Origin of the sequence: Sphingomonas kyeonggiensis (genome assembly GCF_014204495.1) — a bacterium.
GTDB lineage: Bacteria > Pseudomonadota > Alphaproteobacteria > Sphingomonadales > Sphingomonadaceae > Sphingomonas > Sphingomonas kyeonggiensis_A.
In genome coordinates, this window is sequence record NZ_JACHLN010000001.1 from 1,539,444 (window position 1) to 1,562,125 (window position 22,682).

Annotated in this window: 21 protein-coding genes; 5 read left to right on the forward strand and 16 right to left on the reverse strand. The window is 67.3% G+C overall.

Annotated elements, in window-relative coordinates:
- Window positions 1-22 precede the first annotated feature (22 nt).
- Together HNP52_RS07575 and HNP52_RS07580 are read left to right on the forward strand one after the other, a co-directional pair.
- A complete protein-coding gene (locus tag HNP52_RS07575; RefSeq protein WP_184164631.1) occupies window positions 23-1,621 on the forward strand; it encodes an MFS transporter in 1,599 nt (532 codons plus the stop codon).
- Between the two features lie 64 nt (window positions 1,622-1,685).
- Window positions 1,686-2,702 carry an alanine racemase gene (locus HNP52_RS07580; RefSeq protein ID WP_184164634.1) on the forward strand — a complete coding sequence of 339 codons (1,017 nt, stop codon included), beginning with the start codon at window positions 1,686-1,688 and terminating at the stop codon, window positions 2,700-2,702.
- A gap of 51 nt (window positions 2,703-2,753) precedes the next feature.
- Here HNP52_RS07580 and HNP52_RS07585 read toward each other — a convergent pair whose 3' ends face one another.
- From HNP52_RS07585 to HNP52_RS07595, 3 genes are all read right to left on the reverse strand, one after another.
- A complete protein-coding gene (locus tag HNP52_RS07585; RefSeq protein WP_184164637.1) occupies window positions 2,754-5,987 on the reverse strand; it encodes a TonB-dependent receptor domain-containing protein in 3,234 nt (1,077 codons plus the stop codon).
- A 264-nt stretch (window positions 5,988-6,251) separates the two neighbouring features.
- A complete protein-coding gene (locus HNP52_RS07590) occupies window positions 6,252-7,433 on the reverse strand; it encodes an acetyl-CoA C-acetyltransferase (RefSeq protein ID WP_184164640.1) in 1,182 nt (393 codons plus the stop codon).
- A 36-nt stretch (window positions 7,434-7,469) separates the two neighbouring features.
- Window positions 7,470-8,540 (reverse strand): alpha/beta fold hydrolase, encoded by a 1,071-nt coding sequence (locus tag HNP52_RS07595; protein ID WP_409372608.1) that lies wholly within the window; start codon window positions 8,538-8,540, stop codon window positions 7,470-7,472.
- Between the two features lie 13 nt (window positions 8,541-8,553).
- Between HNP52_RS07595 and phaR the strand changes: the two genes are divergently transcribed.
- Window positions 8,554-9,135 carry a polyhydroxyalkanoate synthesis repressor PhaR gene (gene phaR / locus HNP52_RS07600; protein ID WP_184164643.1) on the forward strand — a complete coding sequence of 194 codons (582 nt, stop codon included), beginning with the start codon at window positions 8,554-8,556 and terminating at the stop codon, window positions 9,133-9,135.
- Between the two features lie 108 nt (window positions 9,136-9,243).
- On the opposite strand, the gene HNP52_RS07605 is transcribed toward phaR, so the two are convergent.
- Window positions 9,244-10,299: a methyl-accepting chemotaxis protein gene (locus HNP52_RS07605; RefSeq protein ID WP_184164646.1), complete on the reverse strand. Its 1,056-nt coding sequence runs from the start codon at window positions 10,297-10,299 to the stop codon at window positions 9,244-9,246.
- Window positions 10,300-10,348: 49 nt separating this feature from the next.
- Window positions 10,349-11,170 (reverse strand): class I SAM-dependent methyltransferase, encoded by an 822-nt coding sequence (locus HNP52_RS07610; RefSeq protein ID WP_184164649.1) that lies wholly within the window; start codon window positions 11,168-11,170, stop codon window positions 10,349-10,351.
- A 51-nt stretch (window positions 11,171-11,221) separates the two neighbouring features.
- On the opposite strand from HNP52_RS07610, the gene HNP52_RS07615 reads away from it, so the two are divergent.
- Entirely contained in the window at window positions 11,222-11,410 is a 189-nt protein-coding gene (locus tag HNP52_RS07615) for a hypothetical protein (protein WP_184164652.1), read from the forward strand.
- A 7-nt stretch (window positions 11,411-11,417) separates the two neighbouring features.
- Here the strand turns inward: HNP52_RS07615 and HNP52_RS07620 are convergent, their stop codons facing one another.
- From HNP52_RS07620 to HNP52_RS07635, 4 genes are all read right to left on the reverse strand, one after another.
- Window positions 11,418-12,320 (reverse strand): retropepsin-like aspartic protease, encoded by a 903-nt coding sequence (locus HNP52_RS07620; RefSeq protein WP_260395939.1) that lies wholly within the window; start codon window positions 12,318-12,320, stop codon window positions 11,418-11,420.
- 71 nt (window positions 12,321-12,391) lie between these two features.
- Window positions 12,392-13,543 (reverse strand): aspartyl protease family protein, encoded by a 1,152-nt coding sequence (locus tag HNP52_RS07625; protein ID WP_311768419.1) that lies wholly within the window; start codon window positions 13,541-13,543, stop codon window positions 12,392-12,394.
- Window positions 13,544-13,568: 25 nt separating this feature from the next.
- Window positions 13,569-15,131 (reverse strand): CpaF family protein, encoded by a 1,563-nt coding sequence (locus HNP52_RS07630; RefSeq protein ID WP_184164655.1) that lies wholly within the window; start codon window positions 15,129-15,131, stop codon window positions 13,569-13,571.
- Between the two features lie 112 nt (window positions 15,132-15,243).
- Entirely contained in the window at window positions 15,244-15,951 is a 708-nt protein-coding gene (locus HNP52_RS07635) for a helix-turn-helix domain-containing protein (RefSeq protein WP_184164658.1), read from the reverse strand.
- An 81-nt stretch (window positions 15,952-16,032) separates the two neighbouring features.
- Between HNP52_RS07635 and HNP52_RS07640 the strand changes: the two genes are divergently transcribed.
- The gene (locus tag HNP52_RS07640) at window positions 16,033-16,467 is read left to right on the forward strand and encodes a DUF6265 family protein (protein WP_184164661.1); all 435 of its coding nucleotides are present in this window, start codon (window positions 16,033-16,035) and stop codon (window positions 16,465-16,467) included.
- 3 nt (window positions 16,468-16,470) lie between these two features.
- Here the strand turns inward: HNP52_RS07640 and HNP52_RS07645 are convergent, their stop codons facing one another.
- From HNP52_RS07645 to HNP52_RS07675, 7 genes are all read right to left on the reverse strand, one after another.
- A complete protein-coding gene (locus tag HNP52_RS07645) occupies window positions 16,471-18,006 on the reverse strand; it encodes a hypothetical protein (RefSeq protein WP_184164664.1) in 1,536 nt (511 codons plus the stop codon).
- A 220-nt stretch (window positions 18,007-18,226) separates the two neighbouring features.
- Complete coding sequence (locus tag HNP52_RS07650) at window positions 18,227-18,481, reverse strand: ATP synthase F1 subunit epsilon (RefSeq protein WP_184164667.1); 255 nt, start codon at window positions 18,479-18,481, stop codon at window positions 18,227-18,229.
- Window positions 18,482-18,495: 14 nt separating this feature from the next.
- A complete protein-coding gene (locus tag HNP52_RS07655; protein WP_184164670.1) occupies window positions 18,496-19,008 on the reverse strand; it encodes a hypothetical protein in 513 nt (170 codons plus the stop codon).
- Entirely contained in the window at window positions 19,009-20,535 is a 1,527-nt protein-coding gene (atpD, locus tag HNP52_RS07660) for a F0F1 ATP synthase subunit beta (RefSeq protein WP_221416111.1), read from the reverse strand.
- Between the two features lies 1 nt (window position 20,536).
- On the reverse strand, window positions 20,537-21,175 hold the full coding sequence (locus tag HNP52_RS07665) for a hypothetical protein (RefSeq protein WP_184164673.1): 639 nt from the start codon (window positions 21,173-21,175) through the stop codon (window positions 20,537-20,539).
- Entirely contained in the window at window positions 21,175-22,056 is an 882-nt protein-coding gene (locus tag HNP52_RS07670) for a F0F1 ATP synthase subunit gamma (protein WP_184164676.1), read from the reverse strand. The genes HNP52_RS07665 and HNP52_RS07670 overlap by 1 nt, the downstream gene beginning before the upstream one ends.
- A complete protein-coding gene (locus tag HNP52_RS07675) occupies window positions 22,057-22,677 on the reverse strand; it encodes a LysE family translocator (protein WP_184164679.1) in 621 nt (206 codons plus the stop codon).
- Window positions 22,678-22,682: the final 5 nt, after the last annotated feature.

A 22,682-nucleotide genomic window follows, 5' to 3' on the forward strand; every position in this document is an offset into this window, starting at 1 on the left:
CAAAGGGCAGGTGAGGGGGCATATGGCAGAGGGCGCAGGCGAGCCGAGCGGCAAGGATATCCGGCTGGTGATCGGCGCATCGTCGCTGGGCACCATCTTCGAATGGTATGACTTCTTCATCTGGGGCACGCTGACCGCCACCGGCATCCTGCAGCATACCTTCTTCCCCGCGGGCAACGATGTGCTGGCGAGCCTGCTCGCCTGGGCGGCGTTTGCAGTCGGCTTCGGCTTCCGTCCGCTGGGCGCGGTGTTGTTCGGCTATCTCGGCGACAAGATGGGGCGGAAATACACCTTCCTCGTCACCATCACCGTGATGGGGCTGGCGACCGCGGGCATCGGGCTGGTGCCGGGCTATGCCGCGATCGGCGTGGCGGCGCCGGTGCTGATCCTGATCATGCGGGTGGCGCAGGGGCTGGCGCTGGGCGGCGAATATGGCGGCGCGGCAATCTATGTCGCCGAGCATTCGCCGGGCGGACGCGCCGGCTTCCATACCAGCTTCATCCAGGCGAGCGTGGTCGGCGGCTTCATCCTGAGCCTGGCGGTGGTGCTCGCGTTCAAGACCCCGATGCCCGCCGCGACCTGGGAGGCCTGGGGCTGGCGTCTGCCCTTCCTCTTCTCGATCCTGCTGCTCGCGGTGTCGCTCTACATGCGCCTCAAGCTCTCCGAGAGCCCGGTGTTCAAGGCGATGAAGGAAGCCGGCGAGACGGCGAGCAACCCGTTCCTCGAGAGCTTCACCTATCCGGGCAACCTGCCCCGCCTGTTCGTCGCGCTGTTCGGCATCGCGGCGGGATTGACGGTGATCTGGTACACTTCGATGTTCTCGGTGCTGTCGTTCCTCACCGGGCCGATGCGGATGGACCCGACCACGGCGCAGCTGATCTGCGGTGGGTCGGCACTGGTCGGCTGCGGGTTCTTCATCCTGTTCGGGCATCTGTCCGACCGGATCGGGCGCAAGAAGCCGATCGTGATCGGTTATGCGCTGACGCTGGTGCTGCTGTTCCCGCTGTTCTGGGTGATCGGCAACGCAGCCAATCCGGGACTGGCGGACTCGGCCCGGCACGCGCCGGTGATCGTGCGCGGGCCCAATTGCAAATATGATCCCTTCGCCGCGAAGCAGACCGATCCCTGCGCGCAGGTGCTCGACCATCTTTCGAAGAAGGGCGTGCCCTACAAGACCCAGCGTGCCGATGCGGTGGTGGTGACGGTGGACAGCGTGCCGGTAGCCGATGCCAGCCCGGCGGGGCTCGACGCGGCGCTGGCCGAGGCGGGCTACCGGCTCGAGCGGGTCAGGCCCTCGATCGGCAATGTCGCGGTGATCGTCCTGGCGATGCTGGGGCTGATGGCGCTGGCCGGCGCGACCTATGGCCCGGTGGCGGCACTGCTCAGCGAGATGTTCCCGAGCCGGATCCGCTATTCGTCGATGTCGATCCCCTATCATCTCGGCACCGGCTATTTCGGCGGATTCCTGCCCTTTATCAGCCAGTATATCGTCGCGCGCACCGGCGATCCCTATGCCGGGCTGTGGTACACGATGGCGGTGGTGGCGATGGCGCTGCTGGTCACCGCCCTGGGGCTGACCGAGACGGTGCAGCCGAAGAAGCACGGGCACGCAAGGCACTGAGGGCATAGCCTCCCCCCGCAACGGCCATTGCGGGGGTGGGGCGCAGGGCCTAACCGCTGGAAACATGACTGCACCCCTGCGCCTGCGGCTGGACAGCGCCGCGCTCGTTTCCAACTGGCGGCACATGGCGAAGCTGAGCGGCAGTGCCGCTTGCGGCGCCGCGATCAAGGCCAATGGCTATGGGCTCGGATCGCGCGGGGTGGCCGAGCGGCTGGCCGGGGCGGGGTGTCGCGACTTCTTCGTCGCCACCTGGGCCGAGGCGGAGGCGCTCGCCGATCTGGGACTGGGCGTGTCGGTGCTGCACGGGCTGCGCGCCGAGGACCCAGTCGACGCGACCTATGCCCGGCCGGTGCTGGCCACGCCCGAGCAGGTCCGGCGCTGGAAGCCGACCGGGCGGCCGTGCGACGTGATGGTCGATACCGGCATGAATCGGCTCGGCGTCTCGGCGGAGGAAGTCGGCGCGGGGCTGCTCGACGGACTGGCGATCGAGAACCTGCTCAGCCATCTCGTCTCGGCCGACGAGGATGTGCCGCTCAACGCAAAGCAGCTCGCAGCGTTCGGCGCGCTCAAGGGGCGGACCCAGGCGAAGCGGATGAGCCTGGCCAATTCGGCGGGCATCGCGCTGGGCGCCGACTATCATTTCGATCTGACCCGGCCGGGCATCGCGCTCTATGGCGGCTGGCAGCGCAGCGGGCATGACGCGATCCGCCAGGTGGCGACACCCGAGGCGCAGATCCTCCAGCGGCGGCTGGTGCGGGCGGGCGAGAGCGTGGGCTACAACGCCACCTGGATCGCCGAGCGCGACACCGAGGTGGCGACGCTCAACCTGGGCTATGCCGATGGCTATCTGCGCTGCTTCTCGAGCAAGGGCCTGGCATCGGCGGACGGAGTGACGCTGCCGCTGATCGGGCGCGTCTCGATGGACCTGACCGCGCTGGACGTGAGCGCGCTGCCTTCGCTCGGGGAAGGCGACTGGGTGACGATGTCCTATGCGCTGCCCGAGACGGCGGCGCTGAGCGGGCTGTCGCAATATGAGCTGCTGACCGGGCTCGGCCCGCGCTACGACAGGATCTGGGCATAAGAAAAGGGCCGCTCTTTCGAGCGGCCCTTTCCGTTTGTCAGGTGCTTCGGATCAGAAGCGAACCTGGGCGCCCGCGTAGAAGAAGCGGCCCATGTTCGGGTAGATCGCGTCGTTGCCGGTGCCGGTCGCGTCATACGGCGGCAGCTCGTTGGTGACGTTGTCCACGCCGAAGTACAGGCGGTAGTCCTTCGACACGTTCACGCCCAGACGGATGTTCTGGTAGACGATCGGATCGTAGAACACGAACGGACGCGCATCGGGATTGAGCGCCGCACGGCCCTGCGACGGGAAGAAGGTCTCGTAGGTGAGGCTCGAGACGATCTGCTTGCCGACGTAGCGCGCGTTGTAGTTCACGTCGAACTGGCCGAGCTTGATGTTCGCGGTGAACTGGCCCTGCCACTTCGGATCGCCCAGCGTGCTGTCGATACGATCGTAGCGGTTCGGCTCCGTGATGTAGCTGTAGGACAGACGATCCATCACATAGCTGACCACCGTGCGCAGGCTGATCGCGAAGTCGTCGTTGAACTTCTTCTCGTAGCCGACGTCGATGTCGATGCCGCGGGTCGCCAGCTTGGCGAAGTTGTACGGCTGGTTGATGAAGCTGTTGCCGTTGCCGGCCAGCGCCAGGTTGAAGGTCGACTGATCGATCTGACGGGTCGACTGGCCGTTGAACGTGAGGTTCTCAACCGCATTCGTGCTGGTGCGACGGAAGACCGCGGCGCAGAAGATGTTGTTGATGCCCGAGGGATCGTCATAGCAGCGATTGATGATCGCCTGGCCGGTAAGGCCCGAGATGACGTTCTTCACGCGCACATTGTAGTAGTCGACCGAGATCGTCAGGCCCGGGACGAAGCTGGGCGTGAACACCGAGCCGACCGTGAAGCTGTAGCCGGTTTCCGGCAGCAGGTTCGGGTTGCCCGAGTTGATGCCCGCCAGGCCGGCCGTGGTCTGGTTGGTCCAGGCACGGGTCAGCACGGCGCCCGAAGTCGGATCGGTATAGGTGATCGTCGTCGGAACACCGGCCGCGGCGCAGTTCTTCGCGCGGTTCGGGTTGGCATTGATGTTGTTCGCCGAGTTGGTGCCACCGGGCTGGTCGCACGGATCGGTGAAGCCGTTCTGGAAGGTGGTCGCCGCCGTCGCATAGAGGTTGCTCAGGTTCGGCGCGCGGACCGACTTCGAGAAGGTGCCGCGGAAGCGCAGGTCGCGGATCGGCGCCCAGATCGCGCCCGCATTCCACGCCCAGACCGAACCCGTCGTGCCGCCGTAATCGGAGACGCGCGCGGCGCCTTCGAAGGTCAGCTCGCGGATGAGCGGCAGCTTGGCGAGCAGCGGGATGCGCAGTTCGCCATATGCTTCCTTCACCTTCACCGCCGGCGGATCGAAGGTCGCTGCCGGGTTGAGGAAGGTCTGGCCCGACGAGGTGATCGCGTCCTGGCTCGAGCGCGCGTCTTCACGGCGATATTCGCCGCCGATCGCGAAGCCGACCGGGCCGCCCGGCAGGCTGAAGAAGCCGCTGGTGTCGCCCGACAGGAACGCAGTGAAGTCCAGCTGCTCTGCCCACTGGTTGCGGGTCGAGGTGTGCAGGATGTAGTTCAGCGCGTTCTGATCGTAGCGGTTCTCGCCGAACAGGTTGATCGGGTAGCAGGCCGCGTCGTCATTGGTCGTGCTGGCATCGGCGTTGACGCCGCAGACGACCTTCTGGCCGGCGCTGTTGAGCACGAAGTTCGAGCCCGCATAGCCGGTCGGTGCGAGCACCGCATTGGCTGCGCGGTTGAACTGGGTGACCAGCACGTTGCCGCCGGTGCGGTAGAAGTTCTCGGTGCGGCCATAGTTGGCTGCGACTTCGTAGCGCAGGTTGCCCGAGCTGCTCAGGTCACCGGCGACGCCGATCACGCCGCGATAGGTCTTGCGATCGTGGAACTCGGCGCGGGTGCCGAGATCGTTGTTGAAGCGGTTGAGCGAGAAGCTCGTCGCGCCCGGAGCCAGGATGGTCGTCAGCGTGTTGCGGGCGGCCGTGGTCAGGAACGGGTTGTTGACGCTGAAGGTCGAGGTCAGCGTGCCGCCGGTGAAGCTCGGCTGCACCGACTGCTGGTGGACCTTCACCTGCGCATAGGTGAGCTCGGCGAACGGCTTGAACGCGCTCGAGAAGTCACCGTTGATGAGCAGGTTCGCGACATAGCGGTCCTGGCTCGGCATGAGCATGGCGCCTTCGACGCCCGAAGCCGACTTGCCGAACAGGATGCCGCCGCCGATCGCGCGGTTGTCGGTCATGCCGGTGGTGGCCGGCGAGTCCTTCACCAGCGAGCCGTCCGGCTCGAACATGTAGAAATAGGCGAGCGGGCTGCCGGTCGGCGAGTTCTGGCCGGTGCAGATCGCGGCGCGCTGGGCCGCATTGGCCGCGGTCGCGGTCGCCGGGCAGGTGGTCACGACGGTACCGCCGATCGAGCGGTTGCCGAACACGACGCCGCGCGGAACGAAGCCGGTGTTCGGAATGCCGTCGAAGTTGCGGTTCGGCGCAGTGGTGATCTGCGTGGTGATGAAGCCCGGCGTGCCGCCATAGGCACCCAGATAGTCGCGATCGGCGTAGTAGAGCTCGTTCGCGTGGGTGTATTCGGCCGACGCGGTGATGTTCAGACGGCCGTCCATCAGGTTCTTGCCGGCAAGCGCGCTGACCAGATAGGTGCCGCGATCGCCATAGGTGCTGACGCCGCCCTGTGCGCGGACGCGCAGGCCCTCATAGTCACGACGCAGGACGAAGTTGGCGACGCCCGCGATGGCGTCCGAACCATAGATGGCCGACTGGCCGCCGGTCACGGTCTCGACGCGGTCGATCAGGTCGTACGGAATGGTGCTGACGTCGGGCGTGTAGCTGCCCGGGACTGCCGAGACGACGCGACGGCCGTTGATCAGGGTCAGCGTGCGCGCAGTGCCGAGGCCGCGCAGATCGAGCAGGCTGAGGCCGGCGGTGCCGATCGAGCCGGTCGAGTTGGCCTGGCTGAAGGTCGAGCGGAACTGCGGAAGCTGGTTGAGCGCGTCGCCGACCGAAACGTCGCCGCGGGTGCCCAGCAGCTGGGTCGCGGAGATCGTCTGGACGGGAACTGCGGCGTCGATCGTGTTCCGGATGCGAATGCGCGAACCGGTTACAACGATTTCCTCATCCGGCGCCTTCTCGGCATCGCTGGTGGCGGGCGCGGTCGGCGCCTGCGTATCCTGAGCATATGCTGCTGAGGACCACAGGAGCGACCCGGCGAGCGCCGTCGCGCTCAGCAAGTGAGAGATTTTCATTGGTTCTTTTGCCCCTTCGGACTGGATGTCCGAGGGTGCAAAGAAGCCGGACATGTTTCCGCATCGCAAGATATGGAAATAAGGGGCCGCGCAATTAGGCAGGCACTGTTGCAGAAATGCGACTGTTACACGCGATAAATTTCAATAGCAACGACATTAATGCAACATTCAGAATGTGCCTTAGCGCTTCAATACGCTAAGGCCCCATTCACTGGAAATATTTCGTCACACGATGAAAACAGTCGAGCAAGCGATAAAGCCCGCTCAGCGCTCGACGCACATGGCGATTCCCATGCCGCCGCCGATGCACAGAGTTGCCAGGCCCTTCTTGGCGTCGCGCTTGCCCATTTCGTAGATCAGCGTGGTCAGCACGCGGGCGCCAGACGCGCCGATCGGGTGGCCGATGGCGATCGCGCCGCCATTGACGTTGACCTTCGAAGCGTCCCAGCCCAGCTCCTTGCCGACCGACAGCGCCTGGGCGGCGAAGGCTTCATTGGCTTCGATCAGGTCGAGCTCGGCGATCGTCCAGCCGGCCTTTTCCAGCGCCTTCTTCGACGCCGGGACCGGGCCGATGCCCATGACCGACGGATCGACGCCGGCGCTGGCCCAGCTCTTCACCGTGGCGAGGATCGGGGCGCCGCGCTTCTCGGCTTCGGCGCGGCTCATCAGGACGAGGGCGGCGGCGCCGTCGTTGAGGCCCGATGCGTTGGCGGCGGTGACGGTGCCGTCCTTCTTGAAGGCCGGGCGCAGGCCGGAGACGCTGTCGAGCGTCGCGCCGGCGCGGATATATTCGTCATCGGCGACGACGGTGTCGCCCTTGCGGCCCTTGATCGTGACCGGCGCGATCTCGTCCTTGAAGCGGCCCTCGGCGCGCGCCTTCTCGGCCTTGTTCTGGCTGGCGACGGCGAACTCGTCCTGCTCGAGGCGGGTGACCTGGAACTGCTCGGCCAGGTTCTCGGCGGTGATGCCCATGTGATAGCCGTTGAACACGTCGGTCAGGCCGTCCTTGATCATCGTGTCGACCAGGGTGACGTCGCCCATCTTCGCACCGGCACGCAGCGCCTGGGCGTGGTTGGCGAGCGACATGCTCTCCTGGCCGCCGGCGACGACGATGGTCGAATCGCCGGTCTGGATCGCCTGGGCGGCGAGCGCCACGGCGCGCAGGCCCGAGCCGCAGACCTGCTGCACGCTCCAGGCCGGCACTTCCCTGGGCACGCCGGCGGCCATCGAGGCCTGGCGGGCGGGGTTCTGACCCTGGGCGGCGGTGAGCACCTGGCCGAGGATGACTTCGCTGACTTCCTCGCCCTTCACGCCGGCCTGCTCGAGCGCGGCCTCGATCGCGACGCGACCCAGCTCATGCGCGGGGGTGCTGCCGAATGCGCCGAGAAAGGCGCCGACGGGGGTGCGCTTGGCGGCGATGATGACGACGTCGGTCGGGCTGGTCATGAGAGGACTCCTGCGGTGGTCTTTGTCGTTTGGCGGCTATTTAGTGTGCGCTGCGGCAAGAAGCCAGTCGCGCAACGGCTCCCAAACCATTTCGCGTGCCCGGCCGCCGACGATCATGCCGACATGGCCAAGTGCGAGGCTTTGCCGCTCGGCCAGACCCGCTGCGGTGGCGGCGGGGACGATCCGGTCGGTGGTCGAGAGCAGCTCCAGCGCCGGGCAGGCGAGGCGGGAGGGCAGTATACGCGTGCCGTTCACCCACCAGCGTCCGCTGCCTGGACGATCGGCGCGGAAGAAACGCTCGAACATCTCCGAGCCGGCCGCATAGGTAAGCGGCGCACCGGCATTGGCCCAATCCTCCAGCGCCAGGAAGGCGCGGGCCTGTTCGCTGCCCGGTTCCAGCCGCGCGAAACGCTCGAACTTGGCGATCGTGCGGGCGGGATCGAGCTGCCAGAAGCCGGACTGGAGCACTTCCATGGGCACGAGGCCGAGCTGTTCGCAGGCCGGCTGGGCGGCGTCCCATTGCGCCGCAATGGCTGCGCGCGCGAAATCGCCATAGCGGCGGAAGCGCCAGGGCGCCGCGATCGTCACCAGCCCGCGCACCGGGCGGAGCATCGCCGCGGCCATCGCCAACGTGCCGCCCAGGCAGTAGCCGGCAAGGATCGGAGGCTCCTCCAGCGCATCGAGCAGCGGAAGCAGCAGTTCGGCGATGTGGTGGTCGATGCCCTGGTCGCGATCCGCGGGGCCGGGGGAGCCCCAGTCTACAAGAAGCGGTCGAACCCCTTGAGTCGCCAGCCATTCGAGCAGCGAATTGCCGGGCGCCAGATCGAGGATGAAGGGCGGATTGATCAGCGAGGGCACGAACACCACCGGCATGCCACTGCCGCCATAGTCGCGCAGGGATGCCCGTCCGGCGGTGGCGATGGCGGGCTTCGGCGCGCGTTCGGCGGGCCGTTCCGCCTCCTGATAGGCCTTCAATCCGGCAAGCGCGGCGGCTCTTCTTTCAGGCGATGTTGCAGTTTCGCTGCGCAACAGCGAAAGGAATAGCGGAAGCGGTCGCGGCCCGTGTTGCGCCGCAGAATGAAACGATGATAGATATGTTTCACTCACGCGGGGATCCTAGATGAAGAAAAGCGCTGCGGGCACTGGGCCGGTCATCATCAAGAAGTACGCGAACCGGCGCCTCTACAACACCGAAACCTCGTCCTACATCACGCTCGACCATCTGGCGGCGATGACGCGCGAGGGGCGCGACTTCAAGGTCGTCGATGCCAAGACCGAGGAGGACATCACCCATAATGTCCTCACCCAGATCATCATGGAAGAGGAGCAGCGCGGCCAGACGATGCTGCCGGTCAACTTCCTGCGCCAGCTGATCGCGCTGTACGGCGATTCGATGCAGGCGATGGTGCCGGGCTATCTCGAAGCGTCGATGGAAAGCTTCCGCCGCAACCAGCAGCAGTTCAAGTCGGCGGTCGAGGGTGCGTTCGCCAACTCGCCTTTCGCCGAGATGGCCAAGCGCAACATGGAGATCTTCGAGGCGGCGACCCAGGCGTTCAAGCCGGGCGCGACCCCCGGTGCGCCCGGCGCCGCCGCGGGGGCCACGCCGGCAGCTGCTCCGGCCGCCTCTGGCGAGGACGATGTCTCCGCGCTCAAGGCTGAGCTGGCCCGGCTGCAGGACAAGATCGAGAAGCTGGCGAAGTGACGAAGCGAGCGCGCTAGCGCCGGTTCGTCATCCCGGCAAAGGCCGGGATCTCGTGCCGCAAGCGCGCGCTCAATTCTCCTGAGATCCCGGCTTTCGCCGGGATGACGGTTACGCCCGCGCGTTCAATCCGCCCAGCGCCGCGCGGATTTCCTCCAGCGTCGGCATCTTCTGCTCGATCACGCAGCGCAGGCCGAGGCCGCCAAAGCCGTGATAATCGGTGGCGCTGGCGAAGGCGATCGTGTTGTCCCCGCGCACTTCGGCGCCGCGCACCGCATTGGCGGGAAGCGCGACATGCTCGCCATAGCGCTTGCCCGAGGAACTGGCGACGATGCGATCCTGCTCGTCGACGATCGAGATACTGGTGCGGCTCCAGTCGCGCTCGCCGAACAGCGACCTGTCCGAGATGATCGTCGGGATATGGCCTTCCCAGTCGAACTCGACATAGAGCGCGCCTAGCGGGCGGCCGTCATGGCCGCGCGGGCGCACGCCGGTGACGAAGACGAGCACCGCGCGATGGTCCGAATAGGGGTTCAGCCAGACTTCGTCGGTGAACCATTCGTCGCGCCGGTGGCTGCGCATCGCGTTGAGATATTGCGGCGCGCTCGACAGATCGACGCCGCGCACGCGCGCATGCGGATCCGAAGCGGCGATCACCTGCCCGGCATCGTTGGCGAGGAAGGTATTGAGATAATAGGGTGAAATCGAAGTAAGCATCGCCAGCCGGGCATCGGCCGCGGCGATCGTCTCGGGCGAGGGATCGGTGAGCGCAGCGATCACCTCGGCGTCCGAGGCCATCACGCGGAGGTCGACGCTGCGGCCATAGAGATGGCGCGTGACGTTCTGGATCAGCGCCTGGGCGAGCTCGACAAGGCGGGTGCCCTCGATCTCGCTGACCATCTCGTCGGCAATGCCGGCGCCCATTGCCAGGCGTTCGCGCACTTCGGAGCGGAATTCGATCGAGGCGCCGCGCGCCTGCTGCGCCAGCGCCTTCACTTCCTGCGCCACCACCGAGAAGCCGCGACCGGCCTCGCCCGACCGGGCAGCCTCGATCGCCGCGTTCAGGGCGAGCAGATTGGTACGCGCAGCGATCTCCTCGCTCGTCGCGGCGTAGCTGTCTACTTCCTCGCGGAGGACCGACAGAAGGGTTCGAATTCTGCGTGGCACATGACGGTCATAAGACACGTCAGTTAATGCCTAGTTTAGCACGATAAAATCAGGGCTTGCGGAATTTGAGCGTCATTCGGTCGCTTTCGCCGATCGCCGCGTATTTGGCGCGGTCGACATCCTTCAACCTGTAGCTCGGCGGCAGCGTCCACACGCCATCGGGCCAATCCGCCGTATCGCGCGGATTTGCGTTCACTTCCGATGCGCCGGCGAACACGAAGCCGGCCTGCTCGGCGAGGCGGCGCACGGTCGAGACCTTGATATAGCCGCTCGATTTCTCGCGCTCGGCGCTGGCGCTTTCGGGCAGGCGGTGGTCCTCGATGCCGAGCGTGCCGCCCTTCTTGAGCATCGCGAACATCTGCTTGAAGGCTTCGGGCGAATAATCCTGGTCGTTCCGCTTGTAACCCATCCGCCAGTTATGGACGTTGCGGAAGGTCAGCACGACGTCGGCGGTGCCGTCCGGCACCCTGGGCTGGCCGGCCTCGGCCGGGAAGGCGACGAGCTTGGCGTGCCCGTACAGCGCCGGGTCCTTCGCCTTGAAGGCTTCGACCGCCTTGCCGCCGTTCGGGAAATCGGGGCCGACCGCGGCATAGTAATTGCCCTTCGCCCGGGTGAGCGGGGCGAGGATCTCGGTATACCAGCCACCGCCCGGCCAGATCTCGACCACGGTGTTGCCGGGCTTCACGCCGAAGAAGGTCAGCGTGTCGACCGGGTGGCGATATTGGTCGCGCGCCACGTTCGCCGGCGTGCGGCTGGGCGAGGAGACTGCTTCGGCGATGGCGGAACGCTGCGTGCGCGGCGCGCCGGTGGCGACGCTTGCCACCGCGGCGGCAGTGGTGAGCACGGCGAGCACGGACAGGGTCTGGCGCATGCGAAATTGCTCCCTAGATGTCGCGCTCGCCTTTGGGGGGTTTTTGTGACGATGCAACTACAATTATGGCTCGGCGCGGCGGGCGCGGCAGTGATCGCGGTGGTCAGCGGCCTGGGCGAGCATCGCCGGCGCAAGCGCAAGCGGATCGACGATGTCGGTTTCGTGCCCTGGCAATTCGTCCAGGTGATGGCGATGCTGGGCGCAGTGATCCTGGCGAGCGTGGCGCTGAATTTGCGCTAGGGCGCGCCTATTTCGCCTCGGGTGGGCACAGGGCGACGCCTGCGGATCGCTGGTCGATCAGCAGCGCGAAATGCTGCAGGGCATGCGCGCCGACCAGAAGCTCGGGATATTTCTCCGACACCCGCACCCTTACATCGGCGAGCGTCGCTGCGCCGATGCGGAAGGGGCCATGCAGCGTCGCGCTGCCCGTCTTCACGGTCGTGTTGGTCAGCTTGCCCTCGCCGGCCGCCTCGATCGCACCGCCGCCAACCCGATCGAACAGCGCCTGCGGCAACACGAACGCGACATTGGCGCCGGTATCCAGATTGCCTTCGGTGGCGACGCCGCCGATCGTCACCGGCACGCGGAAGGCGCGCGTATAGCCCAGTACACCCGGTTCGCCTGGCTTGAGCGCGAGGTTGCGCGTGAAGGTGAGCCTTTGCCGCGGATAGTCGATCACCAGCAGCCCGTCGGCGAAGAACTCGCGGCCGAGGATTCCGGCGAATGCCGCTTCGGGCGCCATCCTGCTGCTATAGTCGCGGGTCATGACCCTGACGTCGCGGCGGACCAGGCCGCCAAGCTCGACCGAGGCGAGCGTCACTGTCTCCACGCGCGCGGTGGCTAAGGCGTCCGAAGTCTCCGAGCTTCCCGTGACGGGCAGGTTCAGCTTCGAGACGAGGCTGGCATCGGCACGGCCCATGCCGCTGGCGCCGGTATCGACGGCGAAGGGGAACGGCCCTTTGCCGTCGACGCGCACGTCGATATAGATGCGGCCATCGATGACGCGAAACGGAACGCTCAGCACCGCATCGCTCCGCGCTGTATCCACCAGCGAGCATGGGGACGAAGGCGCTGCCGCCATGGAGGGCTGCGCCGGCGCCATGCCCGCGATCAGGCCGGCAATTGCGGCGGTTCCAGCCTTCCAATTCATGTTTGCCCCCAAACGTTGTGTATTATTATCATAATACACTTGCGCGGATTGGCGTCAATGATCGTGCGAGCCTAATAGAATTTCCGCAGCGTCAGCCGGCGTTCGGTGCCGTCGCACAGGCCCAGTGCCACCACCCGCCCCGGCACCCCGGCGCTCCATTCGATCGGCCTGCCAGCGACCGGCGTGCCATCGGCGGTGCAGATCGTGTCGCCTTCGTGCCAGCCGGTCTCGGCGGCCGGCGAACCGCGCATGACGTGAAGCACACGCAGGTGCGTGCCCTCGGCGCCGAGCAGCAGTCCGCTGGTCGAGCGCAGCACCGGTGGCGGCGCCAGGCCCGGCTGGAGGACCATGCGGCCGGCGCGCGGATCGAGCAGGACGCGGTAACGCAGCAACAGGCCGGTGCCGATCCGCCCGGCCGCGCCGGCACTGGCGGAATAGCCGCCCTCGCCTTCGATGCGGACTTCGGTTTCGGACAGGAGGGTGCCACCGAGCGCGAAGCCCTGGATCACCGCGGCTTCGCTGACCAGGGCGCCGCCGATGCCCCAGCCCAGCGTGGTGGTGAGGGTGGCGCCGCGATAGCCGGCCGAGGTCCAGGCCGCATGGCTGAGCGTGATCGCGGCGCCGTCGCCGGTATCGACGATCATCGGGCGCAGCCGCGCGCCGGCCAGTCGTATTTCGGTGACCGGGACTTCGGAGCCCCGCTGGAGCGCAAGCGGCGCGGTCTGGCCGGTAAAGGGCATGCGGCCGCTGGGCAGGATGCGGAAGCGGCGGGCAGCATAATCGATATCGAGCGCGCAGCAGCTCAATATGTCGCTGCCGATTAGCAAATCGGCGCCGAACCGGTCCTGGCCCGGTGCATCAGGCACGGCGATGCGGCCGCCGCGCCGGGTGAGCCCGCCCATGACCAGCGTGCCGCCGGGCGCCCAGGCGACCTCGACGCCGCCGCCGATCGCCAGCGCGCGCTGGCTACGGCCCAGGGCAAGCCGGGCGCGGGTGGCGAAGTCGCGGGTGGCGAGCGTGTTGGTGAGGCCGGTATCGAGGATCGCGCGGACCGGGCGGCCGTTCAGCACCGCCTCGAAGCGGATCTGGTTGGAGGGCGTCAGGTCGAACGCGATCCAGCGCGCCTCGCTGTCGGGCGCGAGGACGATGCCGTCCCTCGGCTCGTCGGCGGGCGCGGAAACGGGAGAAGCGGCGAGCGCCAGGGGCAGGAGAAAAGACAGCACCGACACAGACTAGCCGGTCAGGCGATCAGAGGCACGCCTCGAGCAGCGCCTGGTCGAAGCCGTACTGCTTGGCCTTGTCGAGCGTGTAGGGGCGCAGGCCCATCGAGCGATACTCGCCGATGATCTTGCCGTCGGCGCTCTCGTCCAGATATTCGAACTTGAACAGCTCCTGCGTGACGATCACCGGGCCTTCCATGCCGATCACCTCGGTGACGTTGGTCACGCGGCGCGAGCCATCGCGCAGGCGCTTCACCTGGATGATGAGATCGACCGAATCGGCGATCTGGCGGCTGATCGCCTCCTTCGGCACCTTGATGTCCGACATCATCACCATGTTCTCCATACGGGCGAGCGCCTCGCGCGGAGAGTTGGAGTGGAGCGTACACATCGAGCCGTCATGGCCGGTATTCATGGCGGCGAGCATGTCGAAGCACTCGCTGCCGCGGATTTCGCCCAGGATGATGCGGTCCGGGCGCATACGCAGCGCGTTCTTCACCAGGTCGCGGATCGTGATCTCGCCCTGGCCCTCAAGGTTGGGCGGGCGGGTTTCGAGCGGCAGCCAGTGCGGCTGCTGCAGGCGGAGTTCGGCCGCGTCCTCGATCGTCAGCACGCGCTCGCCCGGGTCGATCATCTTCGACAGGGCGTTGAGCATCGTCGTCTTGCCCGAGCCGGTACCGCCCGAGATGACGATGTTGAAGCGGCTGGCGCCGGCGATCTTGAGCGCGGTTGCCATCTTCTGCGACATCGATCCGCCCTGGGCCATCATGTCGAGCGTGATCGGCTTGGCCGAGAACTTACGAATCGAGATCGCGGTGCCGCGCAGCGACAGCGGCGGCACGATCACGTTGACGCGGCTGCCGTCCTTGAGACGGGCGTCGGCGAGCGGCGTGGTCTGGTCGACACGGCGGCCGACGGAATTACAGATGCGCTGCGCGATCTGGAACAGATGCTCCTCGTCGCGGAACTGGATGTTGGCGAGTTCGAGCTTGCCCTTGCGCTCGACAAAGGTCTGCTCGGGGCCGTTGACCATGATGTCCGAGATGGCCGGATCGGCCAGCAGCTCCTCGAGCGGCCCGAGGCCGAGCAGCTCGTCGACCAGCACCTTCTCGAGCGCGAACTGCTCGCGGCGGTTCAGCGTGAGCTTCAGCTCGGCGAGGACTTCGCCGATGATCGGGCGGAACTCCTCGGCCAGCTCGTCCTTGCTGAGCGTGGCGGCGGCTTCGGGATCGACGCGCTCCAGCAGGCGCGGAAGCACCTGTTCCTTGATGCGGTGGATCGACGCCTCGAATCCCTCGACGCGCGAATTGCCGGCATCGCCCGAGGCGGCCTGGCGATCGGCAAGGCGCTGCAGCGCCTCGGCGCTGGCTACGCTCGGGCCGTTGGGGTCACGCTGCTCGAAGGAGTCGGGCGCGGGCCCCTGGCCGGGCAGCGGCACCGAATTGATCGGCGGGAACTGTTCGCCGCCCAGCGGGGCGGGATCGACCGGGCGGGGCAGCGGTCCGCCGCCCTGCATCGGGCGCGCAACGCCGAACGCCGGCCGGCCTGCCGGTCCACCACCCAATCCGCTGCGTCGTCCGAAAGCGCTCATCAGAACCCAATGTCCCCTCGACGGCAGAGTGTTACCGGCCAAGGCTTGATATTTACCTAACCCGATCACCGCCGCGCAGTTACGGATTGTTCCTGCGGGTAAACGTGCGGGGTTAAAGGAATGGTCCCCGGGCGCGGGTGCGGGCGCCGCTGGGCGGCACGCCGGCGAGTTCGCGGAAGTCGCGGGCCATGTGCGCCTGGTCGGCATAGCCGCGCGCGGCGGCGGTATCGGCGAGATTGTCCCCGGCCTGCTGGACGTCGCGCAAGGCTTCGCGGAAGCGGAGAAGGCGCAGATAGGTGCGCGGGGCCATGCCCAATTCGCGCGCGAAGACGCGCTGGAGCTGGCGCGGGGGCAGGCCGGCGCGGGCGGTGATCTCGCCGACGCTGTGCGATGCAAGGATCGCCTGGGCGAGCGGCGGCGGCGTTCTGCCGGCCAGCGCCCGGGCAAGATTGGCGGCCGGGTCGCCTTCCAGCAAGGCGGCGAGCGCCGAACCCGGCGCAAGCGCGATCCAGTCATCGGCGAAGCCGGGGCAGGGCGAGCCGCCCAGCGCGTGCCAGGCCCAGGGCCAGAGCTTGATCGCGGTGAAGCGGGCATCGCCGCTGAAACCGAAGCGGATCGGATGCGGCGAAAGGCCGGTGGCGAAATATTCGGGCTGGTCGCGCCGCCAGGTCGAGCGGCCGGCGTGGCGGCGGATCAGCTCGATGCAGCCATCGGGCGTTGCCTCATGCTCGACCCAGCCGGGCTCGCTGGCGGCCAGCGTCCAGACAGAGGCGACCAGTCCGTCCAGCGCGGGCGGCAGGGGCAGCTCGGCATAGTCCATCGCGCCAGCCTCGCATGTCGTGTCGGTTCAAGCCAGTGTCGGCGCGTGGGGCTATCGGCTGTGCAAACGGGAGGATCGACGATGATTGCCAACCTCATGCTGCTTGCGGGCATCGGCCTGTCTCCGGAGTCGTTCGACTGGCTGGTCGGGAAATGGTGCACCGAGCCGCGGAACGGCCGGATGACCTGCGAGACCTGGCAGCCTGGCGACGCCGACGGCGTGCTGCACGGCGAGACGGTCATCACCTCGCCCAAGGGCGAGCAGCGCGAGACCATGCGGATCGGCGGGACGGGCGACGCACTGGTGTTCCATGCCGAGCCGGCGGGTCAGGCACCGGCCGATTTCAAGGTCAAGCCCGGCGGGATCGGGGCACAGAGCGTGGAGTTCCTCGATACCGCGCATGATTACCCCCAGCGCGTCCGCTACTGGCGCGAGGGCGAGATGCTGATGGCGGAGATCTCGCTGGCCGATGGCAGCAAGCCGATGCGCTGGGCGTATCGCCGGGTCACCAAATAGCGATCAGTGCCGCTCGGGCGCGATGAACAGCTGCGGGCCGGGCCAGGGGCCGTCCCAGCAGGGCTGGCGGTCATCCGGGCGGAACCTTGCCGGATCGCGCGGGGCGATCAGCGACGGTGCGCGGGAGAGCGGCGCGACATAGGTCATGTAGCCGCCGGGCACGACGCCGAAATAACTGCAACGGATATGCGGCGCGCGCGGCAGGGTGACGGCGCGCCAGATCTCGAAGGCAGGGGTGATCGCGCCGATCGCCAGCGATGCGACCAGCAGGTTCCACCACAGCCGCTTGCCGGGGGGCGGCGCCTTGACCAGCTGGTCGGCGACCGCGAACGCAAGCACCACCAGGGCGGGGATCGACGCGCGCATGGTGAAGTCGTTCGACTGGCCGACCTGGCCATAGGGGACGGCCAGCAGCACCAGCGTGACGATCGCCAGCGTCACCCCGCCGAAACGGGCATCGCGGCCGATGAACCAGAGCGGCAGCAGATAGAGGCCGACCTCGCAGATCTCGAACACGATATATTGGTGGAGTGGCAGCGCCGCCGCGCTGCCGCCGACCGCGTCGCTCCCCGTGGCCAGATAGAGCAGGGCGGGGATCGCTATGAGCGTGGCCGCAGCGGGGGATAGCACCGCTGCCGGGGACAGACTGCGGTGCCGAAGCGCCTCCATTCCGGCATGGGCGGCGAACGGCATCAGGCCGATCAGCGACAGTGGCGACCACAGCGCGAGCAAGGGCAGCGGCGTGAGGAAGCCGGCGAGCGTGAGCCGGTTGTCGAGCCAGAGCAGGTAGAGCAGCGCGCCGATCCAGCCGGCCAGGCAGTGCGGCGGCGTCCAGAACAACTGGCTGATGTGCGAGGAATAGACCGCGACGCTCCAGCGCTCGGCATTCCAGCTGATCGGCTGGCCGGCCAGGACCTGGCCCATCGCGTCGAGCCCGCTGAAGCCGATCAGGATCGCCAGCGCGATGACGCGGGCGCGGGTGGTGGAGAAGAGCGTGGCGCCGAGCGCGAGGATCGCGGCGAGGATCAGGCTGTTCTGGACGAGCAGCGCCAGCTCCGCGGCATATTGGCCGCCGACCCGGCCGACCGCCGCGGGCGCCAGATACATGCCGAGCGGCGCGCGCAGTATCTGCGGCGTGGGGGCGACATCATAGACGAAGGGCCAGGGATTGAGCGCCATGTCGCGCAGCACCGCGCCGCGCACCTGCCAGTCGGTGGTCGCGTAGAAGAAGCGCCCCTCGCCGCCGAGGAGGAAGACGACCAGCGCGATGCCGGCGCAGAGGGCGAGCAGGCGCAGGGTCGGGCCGTCGCCACGATCGGGCACCCGCCTTGCGATCCAGGCGACCAGACCGGCGATGAGCAGGGCCAGCAACGCGGTGACCCCGGTCGAGATCAGGCCGAGGAAGCGCCAGAGCAGGATATTGTCGAAGGCGAGCCACCCGCCGAGCAGCACGACCAATATGCCTGGAGCAACGGTGCGGTCGCCGAGGCGGGCCGATCCGGTGGGCAAAGCTGCCTGCGGCGCTGCGGATGTTGCCATCGTTCCTCCCCCGGATGCCGGGCTAGCGGCCATGCGAGAAGAAATGGTTACCGGAGGGGGAGGGGGATGGACAGGGGGAGCATATCGGGCGGCGAAGGCAGGATCCGAGGTTCTGGTTCAGCGCATGCGGTCCGGCGGACCCCGGAAACAGAAAAGGCCGGGCATTGCGCCCGGCCTTGTCCAGCCCTGCCTATTCGGGCGGGCGATTCTCAGTGCGGCCTTAGCCGGCCTTTTCGGCGAGGACCGTCAGGCCCTTCTCGTTTACTTCGGCGAAGCCGCCTTCGATGCGGATCGTCTCCTGCGTGGTCGCGCCGGCCTTGTAGATCTCGAGATTGCCGTCGCGGATGGTCGACATCAGCGGGGCATGGCCTTCGAGCACGCCGAAATCGCCCTCGGTGCCGGGAACGACGACCATGTGCACTTCCTCCGAGCGGAGGAGCTTTTCGGGGGTCACGAGTTCGAAGTGGAGGGACATGGTTGCTATGCTCTCTATTTCATCAAAATGACGGTCGCCGCAGGGTTCGAGCCGAACTCGCCGCCTGCATCACCCACAATGACGACCATGGTCTTGTAGGCGCCCTGCTTGCGCACGGCCTTCAACAGCATCGTGCCGTCCCCGAGCGACATCGGGTCGCTGATCGAGAAGCCGCTCGCGCTGGCGTCGGTCAGCATATAGCCGAGCTGCTCGTTTGTGTCCGACCCGCCGAACCAGATGGTGCAGCTGGGCTCGGTGCCGGCCTGGCCGGCGAGGACGATCTTGGCTGCGCCTTCGCCCATCTCCGCGCGCGGGACCGTCCCGTTCGCGACCTTGCGCGGCGCCGTTGCCGTATAGCCGATCTCGGAGAGCTGCGCCGGGTCGGTCAGTCCGACCTCACCGGCGTAAATCTTCGGGCACAGCTCGAACACTGCGCGCTTGATGTCGGCACGGTGATCCGGAGTCGTCGCCTGCGCGCCGGCAAGCGCCGACGCGAAGGCTGCGACCAGGATCCCGACCGGCGTCAATTACGCCTCTTCGGCCAGCTTCTTGCCCTTGGCGATGGCGTCGTCGATGCCGCCGACCATGTAGAAGGCTGCTTCCGGCAGGTGGTCATATTCGCCGTTCACCACCGCCTTGAACGAGCGGATCGTGTCCTCGATCTGCACGAAGGCGCCGGGGATGCCGGTGAACACTTCGGCGACGTGGAAGGGCTGCGAGAGGAAGCGCTGGATCTTGCGGGCGCGCGAGACGGTCAGCTTATCTTCTTCGCTCAGCTCGTCCATGCCGAGGATGGCGATGATGTCCTGGAGCGACTTGTACTTCTGCAGGATCGACTGGACCGCACGGGCGGTCTCGTAATGCTCCTGGCCGACGACGCGCGGTTCGAGAACGCGGCTGGTCGAGTCCAGCGGATCCACCGCCGGATAGATGCCGAGCTCCGAGATCGCGCGATTGAGCACGGTCGTCGCGTCGAGGTGGGCGAACGAGGTTGCCGGCGCCGGGTCGGTAAGATCGTCCGCGGGGACGTACACGGCCTGCACCGAAGTGATCGAGCCCTTGTTGGTCGAGGTGATGCGCTCCTGCAGCGCGCCCATGTCGGTCGACAGGGTCGGCTGATAGCCCACGGCCGAAGGAATACGGCCGAGCAGTGCCGACACTTCGGCGCCCGCCTGGGTGAAGCGGAAGATGTTGTCGACGAAGAACAGCACGTCCTGGCCTTCGACGTCGCGGAAATATTCGGCGATCGTCAGGCCCGAAAGCGCGACGCGGGCACGGGCGCCCGGCGGCTCGTTCATCTGGCCATAAACCAGGGCGACCTTGGAGCCTTCCGAGATGGCGTTGCCGTCGGCGTCCTTGGCGATCACGTTCGCGTCGAGGAACTCGTGATAGAGATCGTTGCCCTCACGGGTACGCTCGCCCACGCCGGCGAACACCGAGGTGCCGCCATGGCCCTTGGCGATGTTGTTGATCAGCTCCTGGATGAGCACGGTCTTGCCAACGCCGGCGCCGCCGAACAGGCCGATCTTGCCGCCCTTCGCGTAGGGCGCGAGCAGGTCGATGACCTTGATGCCGGTGACGAGGATCGCGCTCTCGGTCGACTGGTCGACGAAGAGGGGAGCCTCGGCGTGGATCGGCGCGCGCAGGTCGGTGGCGACCGGGCCACGCTCGTCGATCGGCTCGCCGACGACGTTGAGGATGCGGCCGAGCGTCGCCGGGCCGACCGGCACGGAGATCTGCGCGCCGGTGTCGACCACGGTCTGGCCGCGGGTCAGGCCCTCGGTCGCGTCCATGGCGATCGTGCGGACGGTGTTCTCGCCGAGGTGCTGCGCAACCTCGAGGACGAGCTTGTTGCCGTTGTTGTCGGTCTCGAGCGCCGAAAGGATCGCCGGCAGCTCGCCTTCGAAGGCGACGTCGACGACGGCGCCGATCACCTGGCTGATGCGGCCAACATTGTTGGTCGTCGTCGGCGCAGTGGCCGGAGCGTCGGCCTTGGGCTTCGCGGCGCGCGGCTTGCGCGCGGGCTTCTCTGCGGTCGGGGCTGCGGTGGCCATCTTACTTTCCTTGGGTCTGATTGGCGGGGGCACTAGCCCCGACGCGGGTGAAAGTCACGGTGATGTGGCGATCCTTGGCGTTGCCGCCGCTGATCGGGTTGGCATCGACGACGATCGAGACGCCGTGCTGAACGTCCTTCGCCGATTCGCGGCGCTGGAGCGCGCCGTTGATCGTGTCGCCCGGGCCGACTTCGAAGCGCGACAGGAAGCCGAGCACGATGCGGCGGACATAGCCGTAGGAATCGCGGGCGCGCTCCTCGGGCTTCGCGTCATGCTTCACGTCGAAGGTGAAGCGGACGGTCTCGATCCTGTCGGCCGCGGGGCCGGTGGCGTCGAAGACGCTCTCGACGGCGATGCCGTTGGACTTTTCGGGCCAGGTGACCTTGCCGGTGGCGGCATAGCCCTTGCCCGATGCCTTATAGCCTTCGGCCTTGAAGCCGAAATCGTTGGCGGCGGCGACCACGGCGGCCGGGTTGGTGAAGATGCCGTTCCAGCGATCGGCCATCACCTTGTCGCGGTCGGGCGCGCGATTCTGCGCGGCCGCGGCCTGCTGCTCGTTGAGCGCCGGATCATGCGCAGCCCCGCAGCCCGCGAGCGGGGCCGCAGCCACGATCAGCAGGAGGGGAGCCGCGAAGCGCATCAGAGGGCTTCGGCGCCCGAGATGATCTCGACCAGCTCGGTGGTGATCGCAGCCTGGCGCTGGCGGTTATACTGGGTGTTCAGGCGCTTGATCAGGTCGCCGGCGTTGCGCGTGGCGTTGTCCATCGCGGTCATCTTCGAACCCTGCTCCGACGCGGCGTTCTCGCGGATCGCGCGGTAAAGCTGGATCGCGACGTTGCGCGGCAGCAGGTCGGCGAGGATCGATTCCTCGTCCGGCTCATAGGTGACGGCGGCGCCGCTCGACACGGCCTGGGCCTCGCCCTGCGGGATCGCGACCGGCACGATCTGCTGCGCGGTCGGCTCCTGGGTAAGCACCGACTTGAAGTTCGAATAGAAGAGCGTCGCCACGTCGAACTCACCGGCCTCGTAGCGGGCGATGATGTCGTTGGCGAAGGCGCGCGCATCGGCGAAGGTCAGCTTGCCGAGATCGCCCGGCTCGACCGAATGCACGATGTGCTTCGGGAACAGGCGGTTGAGCGGCGCGCGGCCCTTGCGGCCGATCGTGTAGATCTTCACCGTCTTGCCCTGCGCGATCAGGCTTTCGGCATGACGGCGGGCGAGGCGGGCGATGTTGGTGTTGAACGCGCCGGCCAGGCCCTTGTCGCTGGTGGCGACGACGAGCAGGTGGACATCGTCCTTGCCGGTGCCGGCGAGCAGCTTGGGCGAGCTCTCGCTCAGCGTCACCTTCGAGGCGAGGCTGGCGACGACGCCTTCGAGACGCTGGGCATAGGGGCGCCCGGCCTCGGCCGCTTCCTGCGCGCGGCGCAGCTTGGCGGCGGCGACCATCTTCATCGCCTTGGTGATCTTCTGGGTCGACTTGACCGAGTTGATCCGGATCTTGAGTGCCTTGAGGCTTGCCATTTAGGTATTCCGAGCAAGGGCCAGACGGCCCGCGAGACCAACAAATGCGACGCCGAGAACGCCTTCGATCCAGCGCATCGCGCTGCTCTGCTTGGCGGCACGGCCCGCGCGGGCAGCGACGAATGCGACACCGGCGAGCCAGAAGGCGCCGAGCACATAGGGCACCGCGATCAGCAGCGCGCCCTTGAGCGGCGCCTCCGGACCGGTGCCGACGAACTGCGGCAGGATCGCGAGGAAGAACAAGGCGACCTTGGGGTTGAGCGCGGTGGTGAGCAGGCCCTGCCAGAAGGGCTTGCCAAGCGCCGGCGCCGCAGTGGTGGCGGCCGGTGCCGGGCGCACCGCGCCGCGGATCAGCTTGTAGCCGAGCCAGGCGAGGTAGATCGCGCCGGCGGTCTTCACCACCGTGAACAGCGCCGGGAAGACCGTGAGCACGGCGAGGAAGCCGAAGCCGCACAGCGCCATGTACCACAGCCCGCCCAGGGCAACCCCGGACACTGCTGCCAGGCCGGCCCGCACGCCTCCGCGCGCCGCGTGACCCGCGACGAGCATCGTGTCCGGGCCGGGCGTCAGCACAAGGCCGACGCTCAGCAGCGTCCACGCGAGGAGGGAGTGGTCGGCCATCGACT